The organism is Arsenophonus nasoniae, assembly GCF_004768525.1.
Lineage (GTDB): Bacteria > Pseudomonadota > Gammaproteobacteria > Enterobacterales > Enterobacteriaceae > Arsenophonus > Arsenophonus nasoniae.
The window spans coordinates 3,021,693-3,044,381 of record NZ_CP038613.1; the positions used below are offsets into that span (position 1 = coordinate 3,021,693).

Genomic DNA, 22,689 nt, shown 5'->3' on the forward strand with positions numbered 1-22,689 from the left:
TTTACAGCTCGCGTTGGGATGACGGCGGTAAGCTAGTGCAATGGAATGGAATAGCACAAGTGATTCGTTCATTGTTTATGCCTACTTTATTGGCAAAATTGGTGTCCATCACTTTTATATTATTGATTTAGGGTATGACAAAGCACATACCCTAATAGAAAATAACCGCCAAATCCCCAAATGGGTCGCTATTGCTAAACAATTTCGGCTGCAAAATATCTGATATAGTGTTAATAACACCAAAATCCCGTGCTTACCTTGATCTACTGGACGATAAAAGAACCTAGATTTTGATATACTAATTGAAATAAAATGACTCCAATCCGTTATTGACTATCGTATCAATGCTCAAATCGGGCAATACGGTTATCTATTTTAATAAGAATAAATTCATGCACACATCCTGTTTGTCAAAGTCTGAACGTATACTCTTTCCGTTAAGTTTAACCTTATTTGAATTTAGCGTTTATATCGCTAATGATATGATCCAACCCGCCATGTTAGAAGTGGTAGCAAATTTTAATGCTGGCGTAAAATGGATCCCCACTTCCATGACCGCTTATCTAGCCGGGGGCGTCTTCTTACAATGGTTATTTGGCCCGTTATCAGATAAACGTGGTCGACGTCCCATTATGCTTATTGGCGTCTTGTTCTTTACTATTAGTTGTTTAGCCATTTTACTCGTTTCGAATATCGAGCAGTTTATTGCCATGCGATTCTTACAAGGCATCGGGCTATGCTTTATTGGTTCAGTTGGCTATGCAACTATTCAAGAGGCATTTAACGAAACAGTCTGCGTTAAAATTATTGCGCTAATGGCCAATGTCGCTTTGATTGCGCCCTTATTGGGGCCATTGGCCGGGGCTACATTAATTAATATCCTTCCCTGGCAAGGCATATTTGTTATTTTTGCTGTTTTAGCGTTAATCTCATTTGTCGGTTTGTTTTTCTTCATGCCGGAAACAGTAAAGCAAAAAGGGGAAACATTATCTTTTCCCCATTTATGGTGTGATTATAAACAAGTATTAAAAAATCGACGTTTTATCAGCGGCGCAATGGCGATAGGATTTGCCGCCGTACCGCTCCTTGCTTGGATAGCGCTCTCCCCCGTTATTCTTATCAGTGGAGAACAACTGTCAATGCTCACCTATGCGCTGTTACAAATACCGGTTTTTGGTGGATTAATTATTGGTAACTTAACGCTAAGCCATTTAACTGGAAAAAAAACTTTAGTTCAACTAATTAAATTTGGTGGAAAACCGATAATCATTGGTTTAATTGTGGCGGCTAGTTCAGCATTTTTCTCATTAGGCACTTACCTATGGATAACAGTGGGTCTATCTATATATGCGTTCGGGCTTGGTATGACTAACGCCTGTTTAATCCGACTAACTTTATTTTCCAGTGATGTTAGCAAAGGCACTGTTTCTGCCGCTATGGGTATCATTAACATGGTAATATTTATTTTAGGCATAGAGCTTGCCAAAATAGTTTATCTATGGAGAGATGCAAATGCTTTTAATCTGCTAAATTTACTTTGCGGCTTATGCTGGTTACTGTTAGTCATGTTTTTTACTTATAAACTCCCCCAAAAAGAAGAAGCATCCACAGTTAAACAACTCTGACGATTTTCGCTTATTCAGATAGCCACAACTGCATGCAACTGTGGCTAATGATATTTTTATAACCAACAATTCCGCTAACTTATTCTTCAATGAACTAGCTAACCAAGATAATTTTTTAGCACTAAAAATTATAACGACAAATTTTAAAACTAATTAAAATACGCTAAATTTAGAAATTAATTTAATCCAATCAATAATAAACCCTAACGAATACAGAGTAACCTCTCAAGAATTAAGCATCATCTCCTACGATTAATCGCTGCTATTAAATTTAATTAGGCAATTGCAAAAATTACCAACAATTCACATATAAATTATAATTATATATTATTTAAAATGACGTTAATTAACAAATGAAACAAATTCTTTTCATAAAAAATATCTGTTATGATTAGTTTCTATTAAATACTTAATAGCTATATTATAGGTCAATATGTGTTCAATAAAGTATTAAATATTTTCCATCATGATAAATTCAGTATGTCTGCTGCATTATTGGAAAAAAATGATATAGAAAATAAAAATATGAAACTAGGAAAGTTAATTGCAAGTGGTACAGAGGGAAAAGTATATCAAGATGCCAATAATAAACATTTTTATATAAAAAAACCGTATATTAATGATAGCTATATAGAATCCAAAATGAAAAAACAGGTAAACTGTTTTAATAAATATTATGGCGAAGGATCAGCGGCTTTCATAGAAAATGAGGGTATATTTTATATTAGAATGTATAAAGTGCCTGGAATACCCATTAGTAATATTGATGACAAAATATTCCCAGCAAGTGCACAAGAGCGCTTTCAGCATATGATCTGCGATTTAGGTGATAGAGGCATTATGCATGTTGATTTAAACTTTAAAAATATTCTTTATGATAAAAAAACAAATACATTTTATCCGATAGATTTTTCTAACGGGCATGAAACGTATCACAGTGGAAGCAAAAACATCAAAAATTCAATAAATAGTGTTTCAGAAATGATGTATGGTTGGGCGCTTAAGTATATTATCGAACACACATACTAACTTGCCAAAAATCAAAATAACCCATTATCAATCTCGCTGAGTATAAGCAATAACAAACCGCTCTCAGCGTTTTGCAATATCAATTCAACAAACTTTTATACTAAAGTGTTAGAGCACCAACAAAAGTAATAAACCCAATAATGCATCAACCTTCAAAAATTAAGTGTCACATCCTGCGGTCTCCACCAGTAGGTTTGGTTAAACTCTCGCTTTTAGCTTACCGCCATTCTTTAATCGTTTTCTTTTCAATCACTACATTGATGCGGGTAATTTCGCCCACCTTGTGTAATACCAGCTTGATGATGACTTTTTACCTTATAAATGGTTTTGCTATCCTGAATTAGTGTGCCGTACAATAAGCCCTGCATTCGGCAGTTGTCTTAGCGCAACCATGTTTACCACAGGCACAACTAATGCGAGTTAACATGAGATTTATCCTTTAGTTATATTTAGTATTAAGCAAACTTCTGTTTAATATCTAGTCAATAATTTTTAACACTAATTGTGTGAAGACTTATATAAAAAATACAATTCAAGCATCTCGACACAATTTTATTGCCTTTACACTAATGCTATTGAGTTACTACATAAATCAACTATTGTTAGTAATTCTTATTTAAGTTTGGAAAATAAAATATGAAATCATTATGCAAAGTTGTTGTTATTACAGTTTTTCTAACATTTAGTTATTCAGCAGGAGCAGCAAATAACAATATAAACATTGATACAAATAAAAAACCAACCAATAAATATTTTAAACCTTTTAACGAACCTAGTAAATGTATTCCAGTAAACTCCATCATCGATGGTTTACCTGCTGCTGAGTAATTTTCATTTTCAACAGTAGTAAAATGACAAAAAGTATTTTGTAATTCATTTTAAATATTTTTTATTTAATGATCAGAGAATAAATTATGAAATTATTACTTAAGATATTCACTGTTTTTTCTTTTCTGGGACTTAGCTTTCTTTCTTTAGCAGATAATAACAAAACTAAACAACACCTAAAAAATGAAACAGGAGGTATATGTCGCACAAACTTAGGCGATAATGCTATACCGACAATTTGTCTCAATCCTACCACCATGGTAAAATTTCCCACCTTTAATTACAAAATTTAAATACCCCAGCTATACCTCTTCACTTCAAGAAGAGGTAAATAACAAACCACTGCTATTGTATTAAATATAAATCTGTTTAATTTCTTACTGCATTTAGGTAATTATTTTTTATAAACATCTGTCACGTTTTTCCTCAATTCAAAAACAGCCTACTAAATGTTTATTTAAAAAAATTTGTTTGATATCTAGTAGATAATATTTCACACTCACTGTGTGAAAACTTATATAAAAAAACAAAAATATTCTATTTATAATATTTTATTGCATTTACATTAATGCTATTGAATAGTTTATCATCAAGGTTAATATTGATAATGATTTTCATTAATAGTTAAGGAATAAATTATGAATAGATTATTTAAAATATTTACGGCGGCATTTATTTTAGGGTTGAGTTCTTATTCGTTCGCTCAAGATGGAAATTCATCTGATAATAAAACTGATTTTGGAAAAGCAGAATTCACAGGCGGCATCCCATCAGAATCGCTTATAACCGACTATTCTGTAGACGAAAATGATCAACTTATATCTGTAGCGCCAAGAATGTAAAATTATTGCTGTTTTTTATAAAGCATATATTAAGGTTACTTCTTCATAATAGAATAGGTAACCTTAAAATCACCGCTTAGCAAATACCACTCTATTTACCAATCTTTTTAAAACAAATAGATAATTATTTTTTTGCTGATAAACTTATTCCCCCTAACAACTGTACCTTTAAAATTTCGAATTGAGTTCTAAGACGAAAATAATTTCGTTTAGCACCAGGCAAAAATCGATTGAATCTTGTATCATCTAACGGTTAGTCTTTGCACGTATGGCTTTGACAAGCAACCGAATAAAACATTTTTTAGTTGGTGACAAAAACCTTATACTATCAATGGGTTAAAAGTGAAAAACATAGCCAGACAATTGACTGGCGGCGTTAATAAACAATTTATTTATTTTTTAATACAATCCCTCAATTAACTGGTATGTCCGACAGGATTGGAAGCTATCAGTCTTTATACTAATCCAGTAAAAAGTAATTAGTCAGCTTCGATAAAATTACTTATTTAATCTTTATTAAATCTTTTTGCTATGTTTTATTTTAGTTTTTAATGCTTAAATTGATCACGCCAAAACCACTGTAAACATTCTTTAACTAAAGCGTATTTTTTATTATTAAAAACGGCTAAGGAAACGCTGTCGCTATAATCAATCTAATTTAGCGACAGGGTTAAATAATTTTTACTTTTAGCCAGTAATCATTTGGCGAATTTATAGGTTAGTTATTTTTACATCTAAAATACGATATGAAAAAAAATTTTCATCACTAGAATAATCAAATTTTATTATAGTTTCCCATCTATTATCTTTTAATTCAAAAACTTTAATTTTTTCGCCATAATTATCATGGTAGCAATATTCTAGAAAATGGTTTTTATACTCTTCAGAGGCTAAATCTTTTAATGTCAAAAAATGTTTTTTTGCTTCAATAGAATTTAATTCTGTTAGAGCGTTATTTAATTTTGCTATACAAGAATATGCTTTTTCTTTTCCCGTAGAAAAAAAGAAATCTTTTATTTTTTCCCATAAAGTTAATTGAATAGGTGAATTATTTTTTTGTATTTCTTTAATATCTCCAATACTGATCTTTTCTCTTATAAAAAAATTTTTTCCAATAGATAAACTCATGATTAAATCTCTACTAACTCTCTGATGTTAAAATTATATTCTTTATAATTTAAAACAAATAAATTGTTTTATTTATACAGTATTACCCTATCTATATTCTCTCAAGTGTTCAACCAAAATTGGTTTTTATTGGCTTAGCTGTTGCAGCAATTATGCAAGTACCATCTTGTTTTTAATAAACCAATCAAGCAAATCTACATCTTTTGCGAGAGTAAAAACCGACGCATCATTTTTTTAACCCATGTTTACCTGAATTGCCTGCCAGCTTTTTTTGGCTACCAGTTTTGGGCGACGACCCAATTTTCCCATCGTGCCTGCCATAGTAATAGCTTTCCCATCTTTAATTTCGATTTACTTCAAAATAGCTACTGCGTTCGGTCGTTGTCTGTCTTTGCCTAGCCGCTTTTATGGCAGGAGCGGAGGTTTCGGCCTAGCATGAGATTTATTCTCAGATTATACTTTTTCTGCTAATTGTATTAATAAATTAGCGGTATTTTTGCTACACATTTATATAAAATTCTATTAATTGTAATTTTATGGAATTTTTATTTACTTACACGAATGTTTCTTAAATGTTAATTATGCAAAGTATTATAATTAATACTTTTCACTTATCCATGAAAAATAAACGATGAACAAATTACTCAAAATATTGATTGTATCTTTCCCAGCGTTTGGCTTTGTCAGTATTTGCCATGCTATGGCTACACCTACACCGATATAGGTTTGTCAGAATATCGTTGTCAACAAAGAAGATAGTAAACGCCATTGTTATACATTTGACACTAAAGGCCAACGCTATAACATTGTTTTGCAAGATGATAATTGATTTATTTTTTACCAGATACCATACCGCCCACTTCTTAGCGACCTTAAGGCAGTGAGCCATCATTTTACCGTATTATGATGTTTTTGATTTGCAGTAATATCTGATGGTTTTACTTGAAGCCATTACTGCTATCGATAAAAAAAGTCTTCCACAACGCCTATTGGATGGCTCTTGCGTCCGGCAAAATTGCGCTAATACATTGATTTAAAATCAAAATTTTAATTTATTGTTATGTTATTTAAATATTAAATTTATTGTCTATTATTAATCATTCTTATATATATTTGGAGAATAAATTATGAAATCATTACTTAAAACAGCTATTGTTACATCGTTTTTAGCGTTTAGCTCATTTTCTATTGCTAATACCAATATACCTTGGCAATGTACCATAAATACTTTCATGACAGACACGGCTAAATCCATTAGATGGCAAAAAGAAAACTGTCTGCCACCATCAAACGAATCTACACCGCAAACTTCAAATGAAATAAATATATCCAATACACATGGATAAATTTACTTTTTCAAATTCGTTTTTCGATCTATAAATTTCTTTTATCCTTTCTCGAAACCCTAGAAACTATGTCTCTAAGGTTTCGAGCTGGCGTCTGAGACGGAGATAATTTCGCTCAGCGTCAGGCGCCAGCCAATTGGGTAGCCTTACATCAACCACATTAATATCTATTGATAATGATTAAGTCTAATTAGTGTAAAAACTTATATAAAAAATTAAAAAAATTCTATTGGTGATATTTTGTTGCATTTACATAAATGTTATTGAATTGTTAAGAATAAGTGTAAATACTAATAAAGATTATTATTTACTTCCGGAGAAACAATTATGAAATCACTATTCAAAGTATTGACTATTACATCACTTTTAGGATTTAGCTCACTTACTATCGCTCAATTCAAATGCACTTCACTGAATATTTTAATTGCAAGAACTGCTGAAGAGGAAAATGCGAGAAAGCAATGGGAAAAAGAAAACTGCGAATTGCAAGAAATTTGTCGTAACATATCCTACGAGGGAAAAGAATTTGAGGTATGTAGTCCACCCCTTGTAAGAAAAACGTCTACCGATGAAAAACGATAGCATGCATTTTTCAGATTAATTTTATGCTTATAAATCTCGCCCAGCCTTTCTTTTAACCCCAAATACTGCACCTCTATGGTTTCGAGCTGACGTCTGAGATGGAGATAATTTCGCTCAGCGTCAGGCGCCAATTGGGTGGGTTTTGCATCATCTAAGTTGGTGGCGGTAATATTGTCGGACTTTACACACCACTTTGACATACCACCGCTTAGTAACATTATAAAAATCGTTAGCAAACTTAGTAATTTCAGCTTTTGCATGAGTCAGTCGCTGTGTCCATATAGTAGTTAATTGATGCAGTAATTTTAGTTCTTTTAATAACTGTTCTTGAGTTCTGTCGCTTATCGAATTCATCCACCAGCCGATTATATTGATACTTAAATTGGGCATAATGGTTATATAAAAACCTGAGTAATACTGAGGCTAGTATGACGATTTATGCTATTGTTAATAACGTTTTATATCAGAAAGTGGGCAGAAAAAATATTATTTATTCAGTTGTGACAAATGATTCAAAAACTTCAGAAAACATACAAATGTCTGACTTTTTGCTTGGTGCAATTATAAATTCATAGTAAAAGAAAATATCTTCCAATAATAAAGAAGAATTAGTAAAAAAATTGCGCATAAGCTTGGATGGAATAGCTTATATCATGATACATGGCCGACGGAAAGGAAATTTAATATATAGCTTTCCATGATAAAACACTTGAGCCAAGAGATATTGAAACAAAAAATGTAAAATTATCTGTTCCACTTAACCGCTTTTTTATTACAGATAGGGCCCTTAATACTTGCATTACTTATGCTAAATGGACAACAAAGGAAATTTTGTGTTAGTGACCTTATGTGTGGTTAAAATAAAAAAAGATCTAACGATTGTCAGTATTGATTTAGGCCAGATTTAAAAAACCGATTGTCCTTTTCTTGTTACCCTGAAAAACCATTGAACTAAAGCCTCAACAGTTGTTAAACATAAAACGCTATTTTTCTATGCCTTATAAGAACAGCTAATATTTAATTAAACAAAAATTATCTGTTTAACGTAAGAAAATTATATGGGATGAGGTATGTCTATTAGCTACATCAAACGTAATGAAATGGTAAAATTAACAGGTAAAAGCAAAACGACACTATGGCGTATGTATGCAATAAGAAATGAGTTTCCAAAGCCAGAAAAAACAAAAAATGGAACATTTCTCGGTTGGCCAGAAAATATAGGCGATAAATAGGTTAGAAGTGAAAAACTAAGCTAGTAACTTGACCTGTGTTAATCATCAATTTATTTATTTTTAATGTAACTCATTGAAATAACTGGCACGCCCTACAGGATTCGAACCTGTGACCTACGGCTTAGAAGGCCACGACCACGCTTTTTCACCCTGTTTCATTCTGTTTCAAATACAAGCATCAAGTTGTTTTTAAATGGTTTTATTGCATTGCAATGTTTCATCGGGTTGCATATCATTGCATCATAACTTGACCCGTAACTTGACCTCAAAATCATGGCTAGCTCACTACTCACAGATACTAAAATTCGAGGCTTGAAACCCAAACAATCGGCTTACTATGCTTGGCAAGCCTCATCCTCTAGAGGCACTGGCCGCCTTGGTGTAAAAGTGTACCCATCGGGACGTAAAACATTCATATACCGATATTTCATTAACGGTAAAGCCTCTTTCATTACTTTAGGTGACTATCCAGCTTTATGCTTGTCTGATGCGAGCTCACGATGCAAAGAAGAAGCTCAAAAGCTACAACAGGGGCAACCAATCATAAGCCCTTATGCCAGCTTAAAAATGTTGTTTAAAAACTATATCACAGATCAACGACTACGGGGAAAACGTTCTTATGAGAAAACCAATAATCGGCTAAAACAAGTACTCGGCAGTCAACATATCAACGGTGATACACCTGCTCGTGACATTACACCCGAACATATTAAAAAAGTATTATCTGAATTTATTGAAAGAGGCGCTTTGGCTGGCGCAAATAAGGTTCGCGCTAATCTACATGCCGTTTTTAATTTTGGGTTATTTTCTGATAACGATCCGGCTAAGCTGGGAGGAAAAATACTGTACGGAATAACAAGTAATCCCGTAACAGTAGTACCCTCTCAACGCGGTGCAGATAAAGCGTTAGATCGCTTTCTATCTTGGAAAGAATTACGTATATTGTTAGAAACTATAAATGTACCCACTGAAGTATGCTCATTAAACCCTGATTATGCTCAACTGTTAATGCTTTGTATTTTTACTGGTGGGCAGCGACCTTGGGAGCTAATGACAAATACGCATGATAATTGGGATAAAAATAATAACACGCTAACAATTCCACCTCATATATCAAAAACTGGGGATTATCATGTAGTGCCTCTGTGCCCTACTGCCGTTAAGATTTTGACGGAGATGGAACAACGTTATCCGAATAATACTTTCTTATTTCCTTCTGATACCCAAGAAGGACATTTACTACCGAGTGAATACGCCAAACAATTAAGAAAATTTTGTGTGCGAGAAAAGTTCACTAAATTTACGCCCAGAGATATACGCAGAACATTTAAGACCTTAGCGGGTGAAATGGGGATCAGAGCTGAAATGCGTGATAGATTGCAGAATCATAAAATGCCTGGAGTATCTGCTCGACACTATGATCGATATGACTATCTAAAAGAAAAAAGTGAGATCATTGAGCTATGGGAGAAAAAGTTACTTAGCTTGTAATTTATCAATTTTTGTTACCCTTCCAACAGAAGTGACATAATTTTTTGAGTCGTTACATGTTGGGCTTATTACTTCGATTGGTATTTATTAACTTAGCTCGGTATACTACGCCCATGACAAAATCTTCACTATCCCAACATGACGCCGTGTTCAAAAAGTTCCTTGGCGATATCGCTGTAGCTCGGGACTTTCTTGAAGTGCATTTGCCACCCCATCTACGCGAGCGCTGCGATTTCAGTACTCTTGCAATGGAATCAGGCAGCTTTATCGAAGACGACTTGCGCACCCAGTGTTCAGATATGCTCTACTCTGTGCAGACGAATGCGGGGAAAGGTTATATCTACACAGTAGTCGAGCACCAGAGCCGCCCTGAAAAGCTAATGGCATTCAGGCTTCTACGGTACAGTGTGGCAGCCATGCAGCGGCATCTTGAACAAGGCAACGATACCTTACCGGTAGTGATCCCCGTATTGTTCTATCACGGTGCTACGTCACCTTATCCTTATAGCACGCACTTCCTAGATTGTTTTGCCGATCCAGAACTGGCAGCTACGGTGTACCAACAAGCATTCCCGCTGGTTGATATTACCACGATACCGGATGAGGAGATCCTGACGCACCGCCGAGTAGCACTCCTGCAATTGGTACAAAAGCACATCAGAACGCGCGATATGTTGGAACTTGCCGTAGAATTAGCTACTCTAATAGAAAAATGGCAGTATTCCAAAGAACAATGCAAGAGTTTATTATATTATATAGCTAAAGCAGGAAATACGATTGACGGCGAGGGATTCATACGCACCCTTGCAGAAAAAGCACCGACTTATCGGGAGGATTTTATGACGATTGCAGAACAGCTTGAAGCTAAAGGCCGCGAAAAAGGTAAGCATGAAGGCTACCAGCTAGGCCGACAGGATGCCATTCGTCAACTAGCCAAACAATTATTTGCTAATGGTGTTGATCGGCAAATTATCAAAATATCTACTGGCCTAACAGATGATGAATTAAATATACTACTAGTTTGATATAGTCCCCACCTTCAGATAACTAGCTGAAGATGGGGGTATGTTAACCAACTGTTTTTTTTGTAAATACATTCATTTCTTCTTGAGGTAAGTCTGTATTTCCCTCAATTTTGGATAAAATCTCTCTGAACTGTTCATCGTCCATAGATTCTAGTCGCAGAGCTGCCCGCTTTTTCTTATCTGGCAAATTCAAAAGTGACTGATTGTCTGGATCTAATAATTTTAGTAATAATCTAAAGCCTTCTTTAGAAAGAAGTTTTGCCAATTCTAGACGTTCCTCATCAGTCATGTTTTTTACAATGCTATTAATGACAAGTGTATTATCGTCTTCTTTTACATTATTCAAAGCATACTTTTTTTTTCTTGTTTTTGGGGATGCTTTTAGCAGATCGGATTCGCAATTTACTAATATTGGTGTGATTTGATTACTTGCATCTGTATCTTCATCGTGCAACAACCACATAGTATACTTTTTAAACATTTCTGTTTTTAATACTTTTTCCATTACCTCTGCTCTAGCTGGTTTTTGACCAGTTTCATAATTTTTCAGCGTACCTAAAGATATTCCTGTAATAGCTGAAAACCGCATTTGGGTTAAACCTTCTAATTTTCTCAGAGCTAGTAGTTTTTTTGAGTAATCACTTGACTTAGTCACCATGATACGACTATCCTTAAATTAGTCACCATAAGGTGACTTATGTATAAAACAAAAGCACGCGTATTGCGGCTAATGCACCCAACTTAAGAATACCAGAAATTGGGTTTTTAAGCGGTTAGAAGCGGTACGAAGCGGTTGGAAAGGATTAATCAGGGGGCGAAGTGAGCAACGACGACTACGAGATCAGATATCCGATAGACGCAGTGAACATAAAAAAATTTGCTGATCTGATCGGTAAAACTCCTAGTGCGGTCAAGGATATGGCTGAAGACCAAAAGTTACCTGTCATTTTCTTGAAAGATCCAACCAAACCCAACGCCAGAAGTGAACGGTGGATATATCTCCCTGAATTCAACCGCATAGTCCGAGAAGCCTACTTTAACCGTCCCGCAGAAGAACGAGACGCTTGGATTAAGTGGTTTAAGAAGTAATTGTACGAAAGGGCTGTGGCCCTCTACAGCAAGTTTTCCGGCTGTGAAAGTTCCTTAACATTTTGGTATCAGCAAAAAAAGTCTGTGAAACGGATGGCAGGGAAATTGCGCCTGTAATTTGCTGATAGCTTCGTAGGTTATTTATGCGAAGCGGAGTTGAGCCTACTTTCGTAGGGACTTTCCAGCCGGGGTACGCTGACGCTAGCGTACACAAACACCAAATAACCAATAGGTGGATTTGTAGTAAGCACCGTTTGTGCTTAGCATAAATCTTCTTGTTGAAGGATTTTTATCATGAATTCAAGGGTTAAAAGAAATTTTCTGCGAAAAACAAATTATATAGAAAAGTGTAAAAAGGAAGATGAAATCCGTTTATTCCGATTACATCTAATAAAAACACGCTCAACCGAAGAAATCATTAATCGTGTATGGGGCGAACATCATACACAAGAAAATGACGTTGTGAACCTGCTTGTTGCATTTAAAAATCAATTAGACAGACATCCCACAGATAGTGTCAACAATCGCTGTCTAACAAAAACTTATCTTTATACGGTGAAGAACCGTTATCCTCGCAGAAGGAGACGTAATGGATCTGGCAACCGAGAACAAAATTTTACGAATAATCAAAAACTTCACACAAGAGCAACTCGAGGCCTGCGATAAAGAAGGCGAACGCATTTATGAATCGTTAAGTGACGGGTATCTTGCTCACGTCTTATCAAAGCAAATCTTTATTTACGAAGATAATTATGATGAGTCTCTTCTCGCAATCCAAACTACCCCTGGTTTCAATAATGCACTCTATGACCTAGGTCAACAACTCGCCAAAATTCTTTATGCGAAGAAGTTTCAAGATTCCTATTACGAGGTACCCGCTTAATGACTGAAAAAACGCATTATAGAAAGGCGTTCGATTCACCTTATTTGAGCAGCGCTGATATCGTTGAGCCGACAGTGTTAACTATCTCTGAAGTTTTATTTGAAGCGGATAAGACCAGAAGAACAAAAGATGTTTTTAACACTGCTTATTTTAAAGAAAAGGAAATTAGACCCGGTGAGACAGTTAAGCCGATGATTCTCAATGCGACCAATAGCAAAATGGTGAAACAAATAACCGGTTCGCCATTTCTTGAAGATTGGCAAAATGTAAAAGTCATGATTTGCGTTGAACGGGTAAAAAATCGACAGGAGTATGTCGATGGATTAAGAATTTATCCTGCCATTACTCAGAAAAAAACATTAACACCTACTCAGGTTGAAATGTGGGAAAAGGCCAAACAAAGCTACATCAATAATGGGTCACTCGATAAAGTATTAGCACATGTTGAGATGTCTCAGGAAGACCAGGAACGCCTCAGGAAGGAGTGCGCTAATGCAATGGCATGATGTGCAGCAAAATACGGAAGTGTGGGATGCGCTTCGTTTAGGAAAGGTGACAGCATCGCAATTTAACTGTTTTATGGCCAACAAGGGAAAAGCTTTTGGCGAACCGGCCAAGCGATATGCGTTACAAATTGCTCTAGAAATTATTACAGGGAAAAAATCAGAATTTAGTTTCACTAATGAGCACATGTTACGCGGACATGAACAGGAGCCAATCGCCAGAAGGTTATACGAAGAAACAAATTTTGTTGATGTAACCAATGGCGGATTTTTTGATTGCGGTGATTATGGCGATAGTCCAGACGGATTAGTTGGAAATGATGGTGTTATTGAAATTAAGTCCGTTACCGCACCCGTGCATTATGCCACTTTGCAACGTGAATCTTTTGACCCAGCCTACAAATGGCAGCTTATAGGCCACCTTGATTGCACAGGAAGGGATTGGGTGGATTTTATTAGTTATTGCAGCGACTTTCCAGAAGACAAACAGCTGATTGTTTGCCGTTTGGAGAGGAGAAACTATCAAGAAGAAATCAATCAACTTCGCAAGAGGCGGAAAGATTTTCTTAATTTTATTGATGAGATAACAGGGATTCTAAAATGAAATTTGAAGAATTAAGTGAACAGTCACAAGAAGCTGCACGTGAAGTTTTAGTGTATACATTGAAAAAAGAAATAGATTCAAGAGGCGATATTGCCAGTAACAGGGCGAAGTATCTCACCCATGCTATTAGAAATAGCTTTATTGCACTGGAAGCAGAACAGCCAAAAAGAGGTTCTGGTGAAGATTGAGCATCATCAATTCCACTGAGGGGAGCAACCCATGATGAATAACATTATGTTCACTTACAATGCAGAATCAGCGTTGGCTGCGGGTAAAAGCGGATTTATTACGGAATCGGGCGCTTATGTTGTTACGATTCAGGAAGCAAAATATGTCACCAGCAGCAGCGGCGCTGAATCGATTGAATTTTCGGTTGAGGCGGATGATGGCAAAAAAGCAAACTACCTCAACGTCTACTGTAAGAAAAAAGACGGCTCGCCAAATCAATATGGTATTAACATGATCCACGCCATTATGGGCTGTGCTGACGTAGGACAATTAACGACGAAAATGATTAATGCCCATACCCATATAGCTCCAGAGCTTACTAATAAGCGTATTGGTCTTGTCTTGCAAAAAACACTAAAGACAAAAACAAACGGACAAGATACTTACAGTTTCGATATTTTCTTGCCTTTCGTGGCGCAAACTCGTCAGACATTAGAAGAGAAATTAAAAGGACTCCCTGCTCAAACAATCGATAAAAAGATTTCTACTCTACAGGATAAAGACGAACGCAAGAACGCCCCAGTAACCTACCATCAACAATATCAATCAGAATATCCAGGTGATGATGTTTTTTTTAGTGGATAAAATTTAATAGTATGAAATCTAAAGAAATTTCATGATTGCTATACCAATACCAAATAATGTAACGATAAGCCCACCAAGTTTAAAAAGCAGATCCTTGCTAACCATGCTAATGTCCTTACGGACATCTAGTATTTGTAATTCTACTTTCTCAAAACGATGCTCCATATCCTTACGAACATCGGCAATCTGAGTCTCAACTTTTTCAAAGCGATGCTCCATGTCCTTACGGACATTGGCAATCTCATGTCTAACATTAGCTATTTCATGTTGAACATCTTTTATGTCTGACTTAGTAGCAAAGTCAGAGACTTCATGCGATTGACGCACGACAAGGGTTATCGCCTTGGCTTGCTCCCTGTTTAAGCCGGAATTTTCTAGCTTTTCGACGAATTCTTGTGTGTCAAATGCAACTTGGCCCATCGTGAAATTTCTCCTTTTAGGTCAAGTGTAACCTTTTTTAATGCCAATCTGCAAAATTTTGCTAGCCCTCTAAGCATTTTGACAACATCTAGTAGATGAAGAAATCAATATGAACAAATTAATTGTAATCGAAAATACCGTCGTCCGTCAGGATGCTTTCGGACGTTACAGCCTGAATGATTTACATCGTGCGGCAGTTGCGCAAGGTAAAGCGACAGAATCGCAACGGCCATCAAATTTTTTACGAGGCGATGGAATCGCTTCATTTGTACAATCTTTAAGCAATGCTCAAAAAAGAGCTTCGGTTAATGTCATTAAAGGTGGTTCAGAATCAGGAACTTGGGCAGATGAACTTGTTGCGATTCGCTATGCTGCATGGATTGAACCAGAGTTCGAGGTTCAAGTATATGAGCAATTTCGTAATTCGGTGAAATCCAGTAACGGCGTATTAGTCGAAAAAGTTCAGGCTGGCTTGGCAATGCTGGCCTTTTACAAGCAGGAGCTACGTATAGCACCTTCGGCCATGTTGGGCGCAATGAAAAAGCTGCAATCTTCCCTCGGCATGCCAGATATTCTACCAGCCTACGCCGTAGATGCACCAGAGAGCAATGTAACAGGATCAAGTGAAGTCACACATTCACTCACTGAGCTTTTACTACTACATGGGAAACCCTATACGGCCCAATCTGGTTATCGGCGACTGCAACTGCTCGGACTTGCTGAACGTAAATCGCGGCCCAGTAGCAAGCATCCTGATAAAGAGAAGCTGTTCTGGTCACTCACTGAGAAAGGTTTGCAGTTCGGTAAGAATCTAACTGACCCGAATAATCCGCGCCAGACACAGCCACACTTCTATGACAGCCTGTTTCCGCGGCTCTTAGGCGTCATGATGAACGGAGGAATTGCAGCATAAACCCATGTACGCATTGACGAAAGAGCAAAGCATGAGTTATATTGTACTCAGCACCTTAACAAAACGGGTGCCGGGTTTGAGATCCCGATTCAACAAGCGGACATTAGCCGCTAAAAGCGGTTTTTTTGCGTTCGTTACACCAACGTTGCGCCCCTAAATTATGGTGGGACGTAGCGGGGGAGACGCAAGTCTCGCCGGGGTTCTTGTTGGCCGGTATCTCAACTCCGTTACGTCTCGCCACCCCGTTTGAGATCGGGTTGGTGAGGTTTGAAATAACTTCCAACAAGAGGCAACCGAGATGGTTACTACCCCAACCCAAACTCACCCTGAATTTATTGATACCTACTGGATTATCCCAGAATACTCAACTACCCCTTACGGCAAAGTGTCGTTTACACGCCAAGATCGCCGTATCTTCATCAGCTTGTTCAAAGACAGCCGCCTTATCTGGGCTGGTCGTAAACCTGTGCATGCAAGTATGGAGGGAAATTAATATGAGAATTGTTGATATCTCCCCTGCCCAACAGGAAAAAATAAAGCTAGAAATCACTTACGAAAGTCATAGCAGATTAATTAGAGCAAGAGAAGTCGCCGCTAACATTTACAAGTACTTTGATGCGGGTGAATGTTACAGCAAACCGAATCCCTGGCTTCCTGAAATACTCGACTATCTCTGCGCGGATATGGATTGTATTTTGCAAGAAATCGATAAGTACAGTTGAACGACAACTTATCTAACTATCTATTTTTCTTAAAATAATTAAAGGATTGTCGTTATGACTAACGTTACTTATGCTGATTTTGAAGCTCAGAAAGAAGAAAATAAAATTAATGTGTTTGAATTAGAAGAAGGCTACACCCGAATTTCAAATAATATCCTTGAAGCAATATTAACAGCAGGTTTAACACAGCATCAACTTTTAATAGTGATGGCTGTTCTTAGAAAAACTTATGGGTACAACAAAAAAATAGATTGGGTGAGTAATTGGCAATTATCGGAATTGACTGGACTATTGCCACATAAATGCTCCGCCGCTAAAAGTGCATTACTTAAAAGAAAAATTCTTATCTCATCAGGACGGTTTGTCGGAATCAATCAATGTATACAGGAGTGGCAAGGTAAAACCAACGCAGATAATGAGGTCTTGCCCGAATTTGATAACAAAAAAGACGACAACACACGTCAGATGAAATCATCCCAATTCGGGGACAGTCACTTACCTGAATCAGGTAACAACATAGAACCTTACCCAAATGAGGTAAATTTACCTCAATCAGGTAAAAAAAGTTTACCCGAATTAGGTAAGAAAAATACTTACCCGAATCCGGTAATTTACCCGAATCAGGTAAGAAAGAGTTTACCCGAATCAGGTAAACACAAAAGACAAACTACAAAAGAAAATAAAATAATAAATAAATATATATCCCCTATAGTCCCCTTAACGAAAAAATCTGAACTGGATTTGTCGAAGTTTGAGCAACTACCCAGCGAATCCGTTTGGGCGGATTATCTCCAGCATCGAAAAAACAAAAAGGCTCACCTCACCCAAACCGCCCTGAATCGACTAGCAACCGCTGTCAACGAAGCCAACGCGCTAGGATATTCCACCGATAACATACTGGCTGAATGCATGTTGCGAAACTGGCAAGGTTTTAACGTTGCCTGGTTGGAAAATAAAAAATCTTCAACCCGTCGTCGTGATGAGCTTGAGGCTGCCTGGAACGATACGAGTTGGGCTAATGGACTGGAGGGTGTTTTATGCAATGCGTTTCAACACTAACCGCTCAAATTCGTCGTCAACCGTCGTTTGCTCAACCGACTGAAAATCCGATTAATCCACAGTTCATCAAACTGTTTAATCGATTTTTTGAGCGTCTTAAAGTGATTTTTCCGGCCAGTATTTCAGTGCTAAAAACATCAGCAGAAATCGAAATATTCAAGCAACAATGGATCACTGCATTCGCTGAAAACAAAATCAATTCTGACCGTCACATCAACGCGGGGTTGCGGATTGCCAGACAACAAAAATCGCCGTTTTTACCGTCTGTCGGGCAATTTATCGACTGGTGTCAGCAAGGTTTGGCCGAGGAATACGGACTACCCACGCCTCAACAACTGAGCGAAAAATTACAAGCCTACTGCCGCCAACGAGGGCACGATGATATTCATGAATTTGACTATGGCTCGAATGCCAATTATTGGCTGGTTCATGAACTCTATCGGGCGATGATTGCTGAATCATTAAACGCAAGGCAGGTTGAAGACAGAGCAAGGCTGTTGATTGATGGCTTAACCAAAAAATTGCGTACCGGCTATGTGATACCCAAGCCACAATTGTCATTACCGCAAAAGACTTGCATGAATCCAACGAGCCAATCTGTAGCGCTGGAAAAAATCAGCGCCATCAAGGCAAAGTTCGGTTTTGGAAAAAGTCATTCTCAACAATTGCAAAAATCGGTTTGATGGATAGTATCAGAAATCAATTTTAACCACGATAAAACGCCCGTAGCGGCGTTTTCACTCTCTACAATACCTTAAACTACCACCTAATCGATAAAAGCGCTCATAGTGGCGTAAGGGTGGGATTTGTTAAATTTTCAAGAATAGTAAAATAATATGCTCAAAAAAAGCTGGTTTCGACATGAAGCCATGAGTACAAAACAAGCCAACAGGCTGGTTAAGCAATACACCCAGAAGGGCTATCATGTTGAGAAAACACTTAACAGCGATCCTGAATTATGGGATGTCGCCGTTAAACTGGTAGAAAGCGGTAATAATCACCCCACCCCACGCTGTATGATTAACAAACTCTGGAACTCTCCGTTATACAAAAATTCTACTGTGGTTTAGAAATTATGCTAATCAGTCATACACCGAAACCATTCAAAGATCGCTGGCGTACACCTATTGGCGTTTTTAAAACACTTGATGCTGAATTTAATTTCAAACTGGATGCTGCCGCCGATAAAAACAACGCGCTATGCAAAGCGTTTTTAACTGAACAGCAAGACGCACTGACATGCGACTGGAATAGCAACGGTGCTATCTTCTGTAATCCGCCCTACAGCAAGATTATGCCTTGGGTGAAAAAAGCGGCTGAGCAGTGTAGAAAACAGAATCAGACTATTGTGATGCTACTCCCTTCCGATACGTCTACAGCCTGGTTTTATGAAGGTCTTAATACGGCTGACGAAATTCGCTTTATTACCGAGGGTAGACTGTCATTTGTTTCAGCTGAAACAGGTGAACAAGGTATATCAGGAAACAGTAAAGGCAGCGTTTTATTTATTTGGCGGCCTTTAGGAAGAGAGATGTGCAGAATGACACACATACGCAAAAAAGAATTATTGCCGCTCACAATAGGTTGTTCAACATGATTAAATATATCAATATTTTTATCCGATTATTATTCCTCATCGTTGTTCTTCCAATCATTTTATACCTTAGTGCCATTCGATATGTGAATGACTATTGAACTGAATGCAGGAGGGATAACCATTAATTTAAACTATCCGATTTACCAGCGAATAGACGGTGATCAATATCGTCATATTTATGCTGTAGGTGACCTTCATGGCTGCTATGATTTACTCATCGATAAAATGCAAAAAGTTAATTTTAATAAAGAAAAAGACTTGATTATATCTGTGGGTGATTTGATAGATAGAGGTAATCAGAGCGTTGAATGTCTTGGTTTGCTAAATGAAAAGTGGTTTAAGGCTGTTCGTGGTAATCATGAAGCGATGGCTATTAGTGCATTAAAAACAGGCGATGTTAACAACTGGATATATAACGGCGGCCAGTGGTTTTTTATGCTTGATTATGAAAAGGAAATATTAGCTAAAGCATGTTTAAAATTAGCTGAAAAATTACCTCTCATTATCGAATTAAATGTTAATAACAAAAAAATAATTATTGCTCATGCTGACTATCCTGATGATGAATATGAATTTGGGAAGAACGTTAATAAAAAAGATGTTATCTGGAATCGAAAAAGAATCAAACAGCAAGAAAGCAGGAAAATTAAAGGCGCAGATCTATTTATTTTTGGTCACACTCCAATGATTAAAGGCGTGTGTCATAGAAGCAACCAGTTATATATAGATACAGGAGCTGTATTTGGTCAAGAGCTGACATTGAAGAAAATAAAATAATTTACGCTATTGCTCTCTGTAGGGGTACAAGAGAAATTACTCTCGCCTGGTGGCTAAATAATCAGGCAAATTTCACTCATTATTAAAGAGGTCATCATGCAGAAGAAAGAACCTGAAATCATTGCCAACGACAATACGATAGAAGAAATTTACCAATGGATGGAGGCTAGCCTTAAAGCACGTAAAATGTTAGATACGCTTAAAAATAGTGTGGCATATCCGTATAAAGTTGACCCAAAAACAGGTGAAGAAGTTCCTGAGCAAAAAAACAGGGTATCGAAGTATGACACGGTTCCACAGCATGTTTTCAACGCTGAAAAATATCCGATATCATGGATTATTCAGCTAGGTAAAAATGAAGTCGCATTTAGGCGGGTTACAAAAGGGAGAATAGATGAAGACTACGCCCCCGTTAATTATATAAAAGCCAATGTATATGCAGCAGCTATTCTGAATGGTCTTCAACCACCAAGAGATCTTCGGTTGTCCGATAAACCGATTGGTTGAATTCAATCTGAATCAGGTTTTCACCCTGTCTGTTTATACGATAGAAATCAAGACCACCGAAATAAACACGGGTTTCAGGAGGATATCCTTCAAGTTGGCGAAGCAGATCGCCTAGCTCAATAGTATGACTTTGTACTATATCTTTAAATGACATTTTTATACTTTCCTGGTTGTTGTTTGGAACTCCAAGGATACTCCTTAGCTTGACGTGGTGAAAAGACAGACGCAATAAATTTAAATGCAGTTAAGCAGTACCGCTCTTTAACACCATTACGCTGAAAAATAGAACCATAAAACACCCAAACAGTCGATTTTGAGGTGTGTGAAATAACCAAAATACAGTCATGAAGCTAAAACCAACACCAGGGAACTACCAATATGACTGTAAATCTAAACCGGATACCTTCGGCACACACCACCAAAACTTATTGTCAGGAGGTAATATGTGTAACTTTCATGGTTATGATAATGCTCGTAGTAGAAGACATGAGCGTAGAAGAGCCAGGCAAGCAGCCTATAACTATAACAAAGCACTTAATATGGCACTGAAAGCAGCCTTAAATCGAAGCAAACCCTCTCAGCAACAAACACCAACAAACACTAAACGCTCTGTTCTTTCACTAAAAAGAAAGGTGATTAATCGTGTAAAAAAGGCAATATCAATTCGCCCTACTAAAGTGTATGACGCATTTGATAATTGCTGTTTGCCTATAGCAGCTTTGTATACTTCTAGTCGGTTTAATAATAAACCTAAATCACATTTTGGAGTAACCGTTAATGGTTGATAAAAATAAGCACCTATCAATTAGGTTTTTTGATAGAGAATCGGTTAGCACTGTGTTTTTAGTTAATGCTCATCTGCTTCAGGAGATTGAATGGCGAACTTTTCCCACAATAAAATAACTTAAATATTTACACACTTTAAAATATTTTTGTAATAGTTAGTTAGTTTGAAAAGCTGTTTCTCATCCCCAGTAAAAACCATCGGCGCATCAGGATAATCATAATAAGCGATTATGCCTTTTCTTATTAACCTTTCGCTAAAAAAACGAACCATAAAACACCAAAACAGTCGGTTTTGGGGTGTATGAAATAACCAAAATACAGTCATGAAGTTACAACCAACACCAGGGCACTACCAACATGACTGTAAATATAAACCGAATAGCACCGTCACACACCACCAAAACCTATTCTCAGGAGGTGAAATGGGTATTATTGTTATTGATGAAAGCAAACCTAGTATCAGATGGGAGTTATCCCTATAAGGCTTGAATGAAAACATGATAATCGAACTCCCTTTTCCACCTAGTGTTAATACCTATTGGCGACATAATTCAAAACGAATTTACCTAAGTAATAAGGCAAAAGAATTTAAAGCAACAACGGCAAAAATTGTTAATGAAATGCGCCAGAAATCCGGCTGCCAAAAATTTGAAGGTGAGGTCTCTGTATCGATGCAACTCTATCTGCCCAACAAGATAAAGCGTGATGTGGACAATTATTCCAAAGGCGTACTCGATTCTTTAACTGGAGCGGACGTTTGGAATGATGATAGCCAGGTTCGCGTGATGACCGTTGAAAAAATTAACAACACCGGCGGCGTGAAAGGTGGTAAGTGTGTCGTCGTCATTGATGAATATTGTTAACCGTCGCTGACTAAAAAATCATCAA

Annotated in this window: 32 protein-coding genes; 26 read left to right on the forward strand and 6 right to left on the reverse strand. The window is 36.9% G+C overall.

Features of this window, described 5'->3' with window-relative positions; genetic code table 11:
* Window positions 1-40 precede the first annotated feature (40 nt).
* From ArsFIN_RS15235 to ArsFIN_RS15245, 3 genes are all read left to right on the forward strand, one after another.
* Complete coding sequence (locus ArsFIN_RS15235; RefSeq protein ID WP_026822795.1) at window positions 41-223, forward strand: hypothetical protein; 183 nt, start codon at window positions 41-43, stop codon at window positions 221-223.
* A gap of 184 nt (window positions 224-407) precedes the next feature.
* Window positions 408-1,625: an MFS transporter gene (locus ArsFIN_RS15240; protein WP_407061988.1), complete on the forward strand. Its 1,218-nt coding sequence runs from the start codon at window positions 408-410 to the stop codon at window positions 1,623-1,625.
* 435 nt (window positions 1,626-2,060) lie between these two features.
* Window positions 2,061-2,654 carry an OspG family effector kinase gene (locus tag ArsFIN_RS15245; protein ID WP_135677945.1) on the forward strand — a complete coding sequence of 198 codons (594 nt, stop codon included), beginning with the start codon at window positions 2,061-2,063 and terminating at the stop codon, window positions 2,652-2,654.
* Window positions 2,655-2,899: 245 nt separating this feature from the next.
* Here the strand turns inward: ArsFIN_RS15245 and ArsFIN_RS28275 are convergent, their stop codons facing one another.
* Window positions 2,900-3,022: a hypothetical protein gene (locus tag ArsFIN_RS28275; protein ID WP_276489388.1), complete on the reverse strand. Its 123-nt coding sequence runs from the start codon at window positions 3,020-3,022 to the stop codon at window positions 2,900-2,902.
* Between the two features lie 268 nt (window positions 3,023-3,290).
* On the opposite strand from ArsFIN_RS28275, the gene ArsFIN_RS15250 reads away from it, so the two are divergent.
* Window positions 3,291-3,482, forward strand: coding sequence for a hypothetical protein (locus tag ArsFIN_RS15250; RefSeq protein ID WP_026822797.1), 192 nt, complete (start codon window positions 3,291-3,293; stop codon window positions 3,480-3,482).
* Window positions 3,483-4,120: 638 nt separating this feature from the next.
* On the forward strand, window positions 4,121-4,324 hold the full coding sequence (locus ArsFIN_RS15255; protein ID WP_026822798.1) for a hypothetical protein: 204 nt from the start codon (window positions 4,121-4,123) through the stop codon (window positions 4,322-4,324).
* 711 nt (window positions 4,325-5,035) lie between these two features.
* Here the strand turns inward: ArsFIN_RS15255 and ArsFIN_RS15260 are convergent.
* Complete coding sequence (locus tag ArsFIN_RS15260) at window positions 5,036-5,452, reverse strand: hypothetical protein (RefSeq protein WP_026822799.1); 417 nt, start codon at window positions 5,450-5,452, stop codon at window positions 5,036-5,038.
* 640 nt (window positions 5,453-6,092) lie between these two features.
* A complete protein-coding gene (locus ArsFIN_RS15265) occupies window positions 6,093-6,341 on the reverse strand; it encodes a hypothetical protein (protein ID WP_026822800.1) in 249 nt (82 codons plus the stop codon).
* A 238-nt stretch (window positions 6,342-6,579) separates the two neighbouring features.
* On the opposite strand from ArsFIN_RS15265, the gene ArsFIN_RS15270 reads away from it, so the two are divergent.
* Window positions 6,580-6,798: a hypothetical protein gene (locus ArsFIN_RS15270; protein WP_034249605.1), complete on the forward strand. Its 219-nt coding sequence runs from the start codon at window positions 6,580-6,582 to the stop codon at window positions 6,796-6,798.
* Between the two features lie 327 nt (window positions 6,799-7,125).
* Complete coding sequence (locus ArsFIN_RS15275; protein ID WP_026822801.1) at window positions 7,126-7,380, forward strand: hypothetical protein; 255 nt, start codon at window positions 7,126-7,128, stop codon at window positions 7,378-7,380.
* 147 nt (window positions 7,381-7,527) lie between these two features.
* Here ArsFIN_RS15275 and ArsFIN_RS15280 read toward each other — a convergent pair whose 3' ends face one another.
* On the reverse strand, window positions 7,528-7,734 hold the full coding sequence (locus tag ArsFIN_RS15280; RefSeq protein WP_135677947.1) for a hypothetical protein: 207 nt from the start codon (window positions 7,732-7,734) through the stop codon (window positions 7,528-7,530).
* Window positions 7,735-8,450: 716 nt separating this feature from the next.
* Between ArsFIN_RS15280 and ArsFIN_RS15285 the strand changes: the two genes are divergently transcribed.
* From ArsFIN_RS15285 to ArsFIN_RS15295, 3 genes are all read left to right on the forward strand, one after another.
* The gene (locus tag ArsFIN_RS15285) at window positions 8,451-8,612 is read left to right on the forward strand and encodes a hypothetical protein (protein ID WP_026822803.1); all 162 of its coding nucleotides are present in this window, start codon (window positions 8,451-8,453) and stop codon (window positions 8,610-8,612) included.
* A gap of 312 nt (window positions 8,613-8,924) precedes the next feature.
* Window positions 8,925-10,103, forward strand: a complete 1,179-nt coding sequence (locus tag ArsFIN_RS15290) for a tyrosine-type recombinase/integrase (RefSeq protein WP_246067251.1) — start codon at window positions 8,925-8,927, stop codon at window positions 10,101-10,103.
* A 113-nt stretch (window positions 10,104-10,216) separates the two neighbouring features.
* Window positions 10,217-11,128 (forward strand): Rpn family recombination-promoting nuclease/putative transposase, encoded by a 912-nt coding sequence (locus ArsFIN_RS15295; protein ID WP_026822805.1) that lies wholly within the window; start codon window positions 10,217-10,219, stop codon window positions 11,126-11,128.
* A 43-nt stretch (window positions 11,129-11,171) separates the two neighbouring features.
* On the opposite strand, the gene ArsFIN_RS15300 is transcribed toward ArsFIN_RS15295, so the two are convergent.
* The gene (locus ArsFIN_RS15300) at window positions 11,172-11,786 is read right to left on the reverse strand and encodes a helix-turn-helix domain-containing protein (protein ID WP_051297005.1); all 615 of its coding nucleotides are present in this window, start codon (window positions 11,784-11,786) and stop codon (window positions 11,172-11,174) included.
* A gap of 161 nt (window positions 11,787-11,947) precedes the next feature.
* Between ArsFIN_RS15300 and ArsFIN_RS15305 the strand changes: the two genes are divergently transcribed.
* The 6 genes from ArsFIN_RS15305 (at window position 11,948) to ArsFIN_RS15330 (ending at window position 15,020) form a co-directional block, all read left to right on the forward strand.
* Window positions 11,948-12,217 carry a Cox family DNA-binding protein gene (locus tag ArsFIN_RS15305; protein WP_026822806.1) on the forward strand — a complete coding sequence of 90 codons (270 nt, stop codon included), beginning with the start codon at window positions 11,948-11,950 and terminating at the stop codon, window positions 12,215-12,217.
* A 589-nt stretch (window positions 12,218-12,806) separates the two neighbouring features.
* Window positions 12,807-13,100 carry a hypothetical protein gene (locus ArsFIN_RS15310; protein ID WP_026822807.1) on the forward strand — a complete coding sequence of 98 codons (294 nt, stop codon included), beginning with the start codon at window positions 12,807-12,809 and terminating at the stop codon, window positions 13,098-13,100.
* Window positions 13,100-13,606: a hypothetical protein gene (locus tag ArsFIN_RS15315; RefSeq protein WP_026822808.1), complete on the forward strand. Its 507-nt coding sequence runs from the start codon at window positions 13,100-13,102 to the stop codon at window positions 13,604-13,606. The genes ArsFIN_RS15310 and ArsFIN_RS15315 overlap by 1 nt, the downstream gene beginning before the upstream one ends.
* Window positions 13,593-14,207, forward strand: a complete 615-nt coding sequence (locus tag ArsFIN_RS15320; RefSeq protein WP_026822809.1) for a YqaJ viral recombinase family protein — start codon at window positions 13,593-13,595, stop codon at window positions 14,205-14,207. The genes ArsFIN_RS15315 and ArsFIN_RS15320 overlap by 14 nt, the downstream gene beginning before the upstream one ends.
* Window positions 14,204-14,395 (forward strand): hypothetical protein, encoded by a 192-nt coding sequence (locus tag ArsFIN_RS15325; RefSeq protein ID WP_026822810.1) that lies wholly within the window; start codon window positions 14,204-14,206, stop codon window positions 14,393-14,395. The genes ArsFIN_RS15320 and ArsFIN_RS15325 overlap by 4 nt, the downstream gene beginning before the upstream one ends.
* 46 nt (window positions 14,396-14,441) lie before the next feature.
* Complete coding sequence (locus tag ArsFIN_RS15330; RefSeq protein WP_407061989.1) at window positions 14,442-15,020, forward strand: DUF669 domain-containing protein; 579 nt, start codon at window positions 14,442-14,444, stop codon at window positions 15,018-15,020.
* An 18-nt stretch (window positions 15,021-15,038) separates the two neighbouring features.
* On the opposite strand, the gene ArsFIN_RS15335 is transcribed toward ArsFIN_RS15330, so the two are convergent.
* On the reverse strand, window positions 15,039-15,440 hold the full coding sequence (locus ArsFIN_RS15335) for a CCDC90 family protein (protein WP_026822812.1): 402 nt from the start codon (window positions 15,438-15,440) through the stop codon (window positions 15,039-15,041).
* A gap of 109 nt (window positions 15,441-15,549) precedes the next feature.
* On the opposite strand from ArsFIN_RS15335, the gene ArsFIN_RS15340 reads away from it, so the two are divergent.
* The 10 genes from ArsFIN_RS15340 (at window position 15,550) to ArsFIN_RS15390 (ending at window position 22,664) form a co-directional block, all read left to right on the forward strand.
* On the forward strand, window positions 15,550-16,353 hold the full coding sequence (locus ArsFIN_RS15340) for a KilA-N domain-containing protein (protein WP_026822813.1): 804 nt from the start codon (window positions 15,550-15,552) through the stop codon (window positions 16,351-16,353).
* A 298-nt stretch (window positions 16,354-16,651) separates the two neighbouring features.
* A complete protein-coding gene (locus ArsFIN_RS15345; RefSeq protein ID WP_026822814.1) occupies window positions 16,652-16,846 on the forward strand; it encodes a hypothetical protein in 195 nt (64 codons plus the stop codon).
* Window positions 16,824-17,075 carry a hypothetical protein gene (locus ArsFIN_RS15350; protein WP_135677949.1) on the forward strand — a complete coding sequence of 84 codons (252 nt, stop codon included), beginning with the start codon at window positions 16,824-16,826 and terminating at the stop codon, window positions 17,073-17,075. The genes ArsFIN_RS15345 and ArsFIN_RS15350 overlap by 23 nt, the downstream gene beginning before the upstream one ends.
* Window positions 17,076-17,129: 54 nt before the next feature.
* On the forward strand, window positions 17,130-18,134 hold the full coding sequence (locus tag ArsFIN_RS15355) for a replication protein (RefSeq protein WP_051297006.1): 1,005 nt from the start codon (window positions 17,130-17,132) through the stop codon (window positions 18,132-18,134).
* On the forward strand, window positions 18,113-18,817 hold the full coding sequence (locus tag ArsFIN_RS15360; protein WP_026822815.1) for a replication protein P: 705 nt from the start codon (window positions 18,113-18,115) through the stop codon (window positions 18,815-18,817). The genes ArsFIN_RS15355 and ArsFIN_RS15360 overlap by 22 nt, the downstream gene beginning before the upstream one ends.
* 392 nt (window positions 18,818-19,209) lie before the next feature.
* On the forward strand, window positions 19,210-19,731 hold the full coding sequence (locus tag ArsFIN_RS15365) for a phage N-6-adenine-methyltransferase (protein WP_135677950.1): 522 nt from the start codon (window positions 19,210-19,212) through the stop codon (window positions 19,729-19,731).
* Window positions 19,732-19,818: 87 nt separating this feature from the next.
* Window positions 19,819-20,508 carry a metallophosphoesterase gene (locus tag ArsFIN_RS15370; protein ID WP_135677849.1) on the forward strand — a complete coding sequence of 230 codons (690 nt, stop codon included), beginning with the start codon at window positions 19,819-19,821 and terminating at the stop codon, window positions 20,506-20,508.
* Window positions 20,509-20,604: 96 nt separating this feature from the next.
* Complete coding sequence (locus ArsFIN_RS15375) at window positions 20,605-21,015, forward strand: hypothetical protein (protein WP_135677952.1); 411 nt, start codon at window positions 20,605-20,607, stop codon at window positions 21,013-21,015.
* Between the two features lie 443 nt (window positions 21,016-21,458).
* Window positions 21,459-21,800: a transcriptional antitermination N peptide gene (locus ArsFIN_RS15385; RefSeq protein ID WP_135677954.1), complete on the forward strand. Its 342-nt coding sequence runs from the start codon at window positions 21,459-21,461 to the stop codon at window positions 21,798-21,800.
* Window positions 21,801-22,298: 498 nt separating this feature from the next.
* Complete coding sequence (locus ArsFIN_RS15390) at window positions 22,299-22,664, forward strand: RusA family crossover junction endodeoxyribonuclease (RefSeq protein WP_135677955.1); 366 nt, start codon at window positions 22,299-22,301, stop codon at window positions 22,662-22,664.
* The last annotated feature ends 25 nt before the right edge of the window (window positions 22,665-22,689 follow it).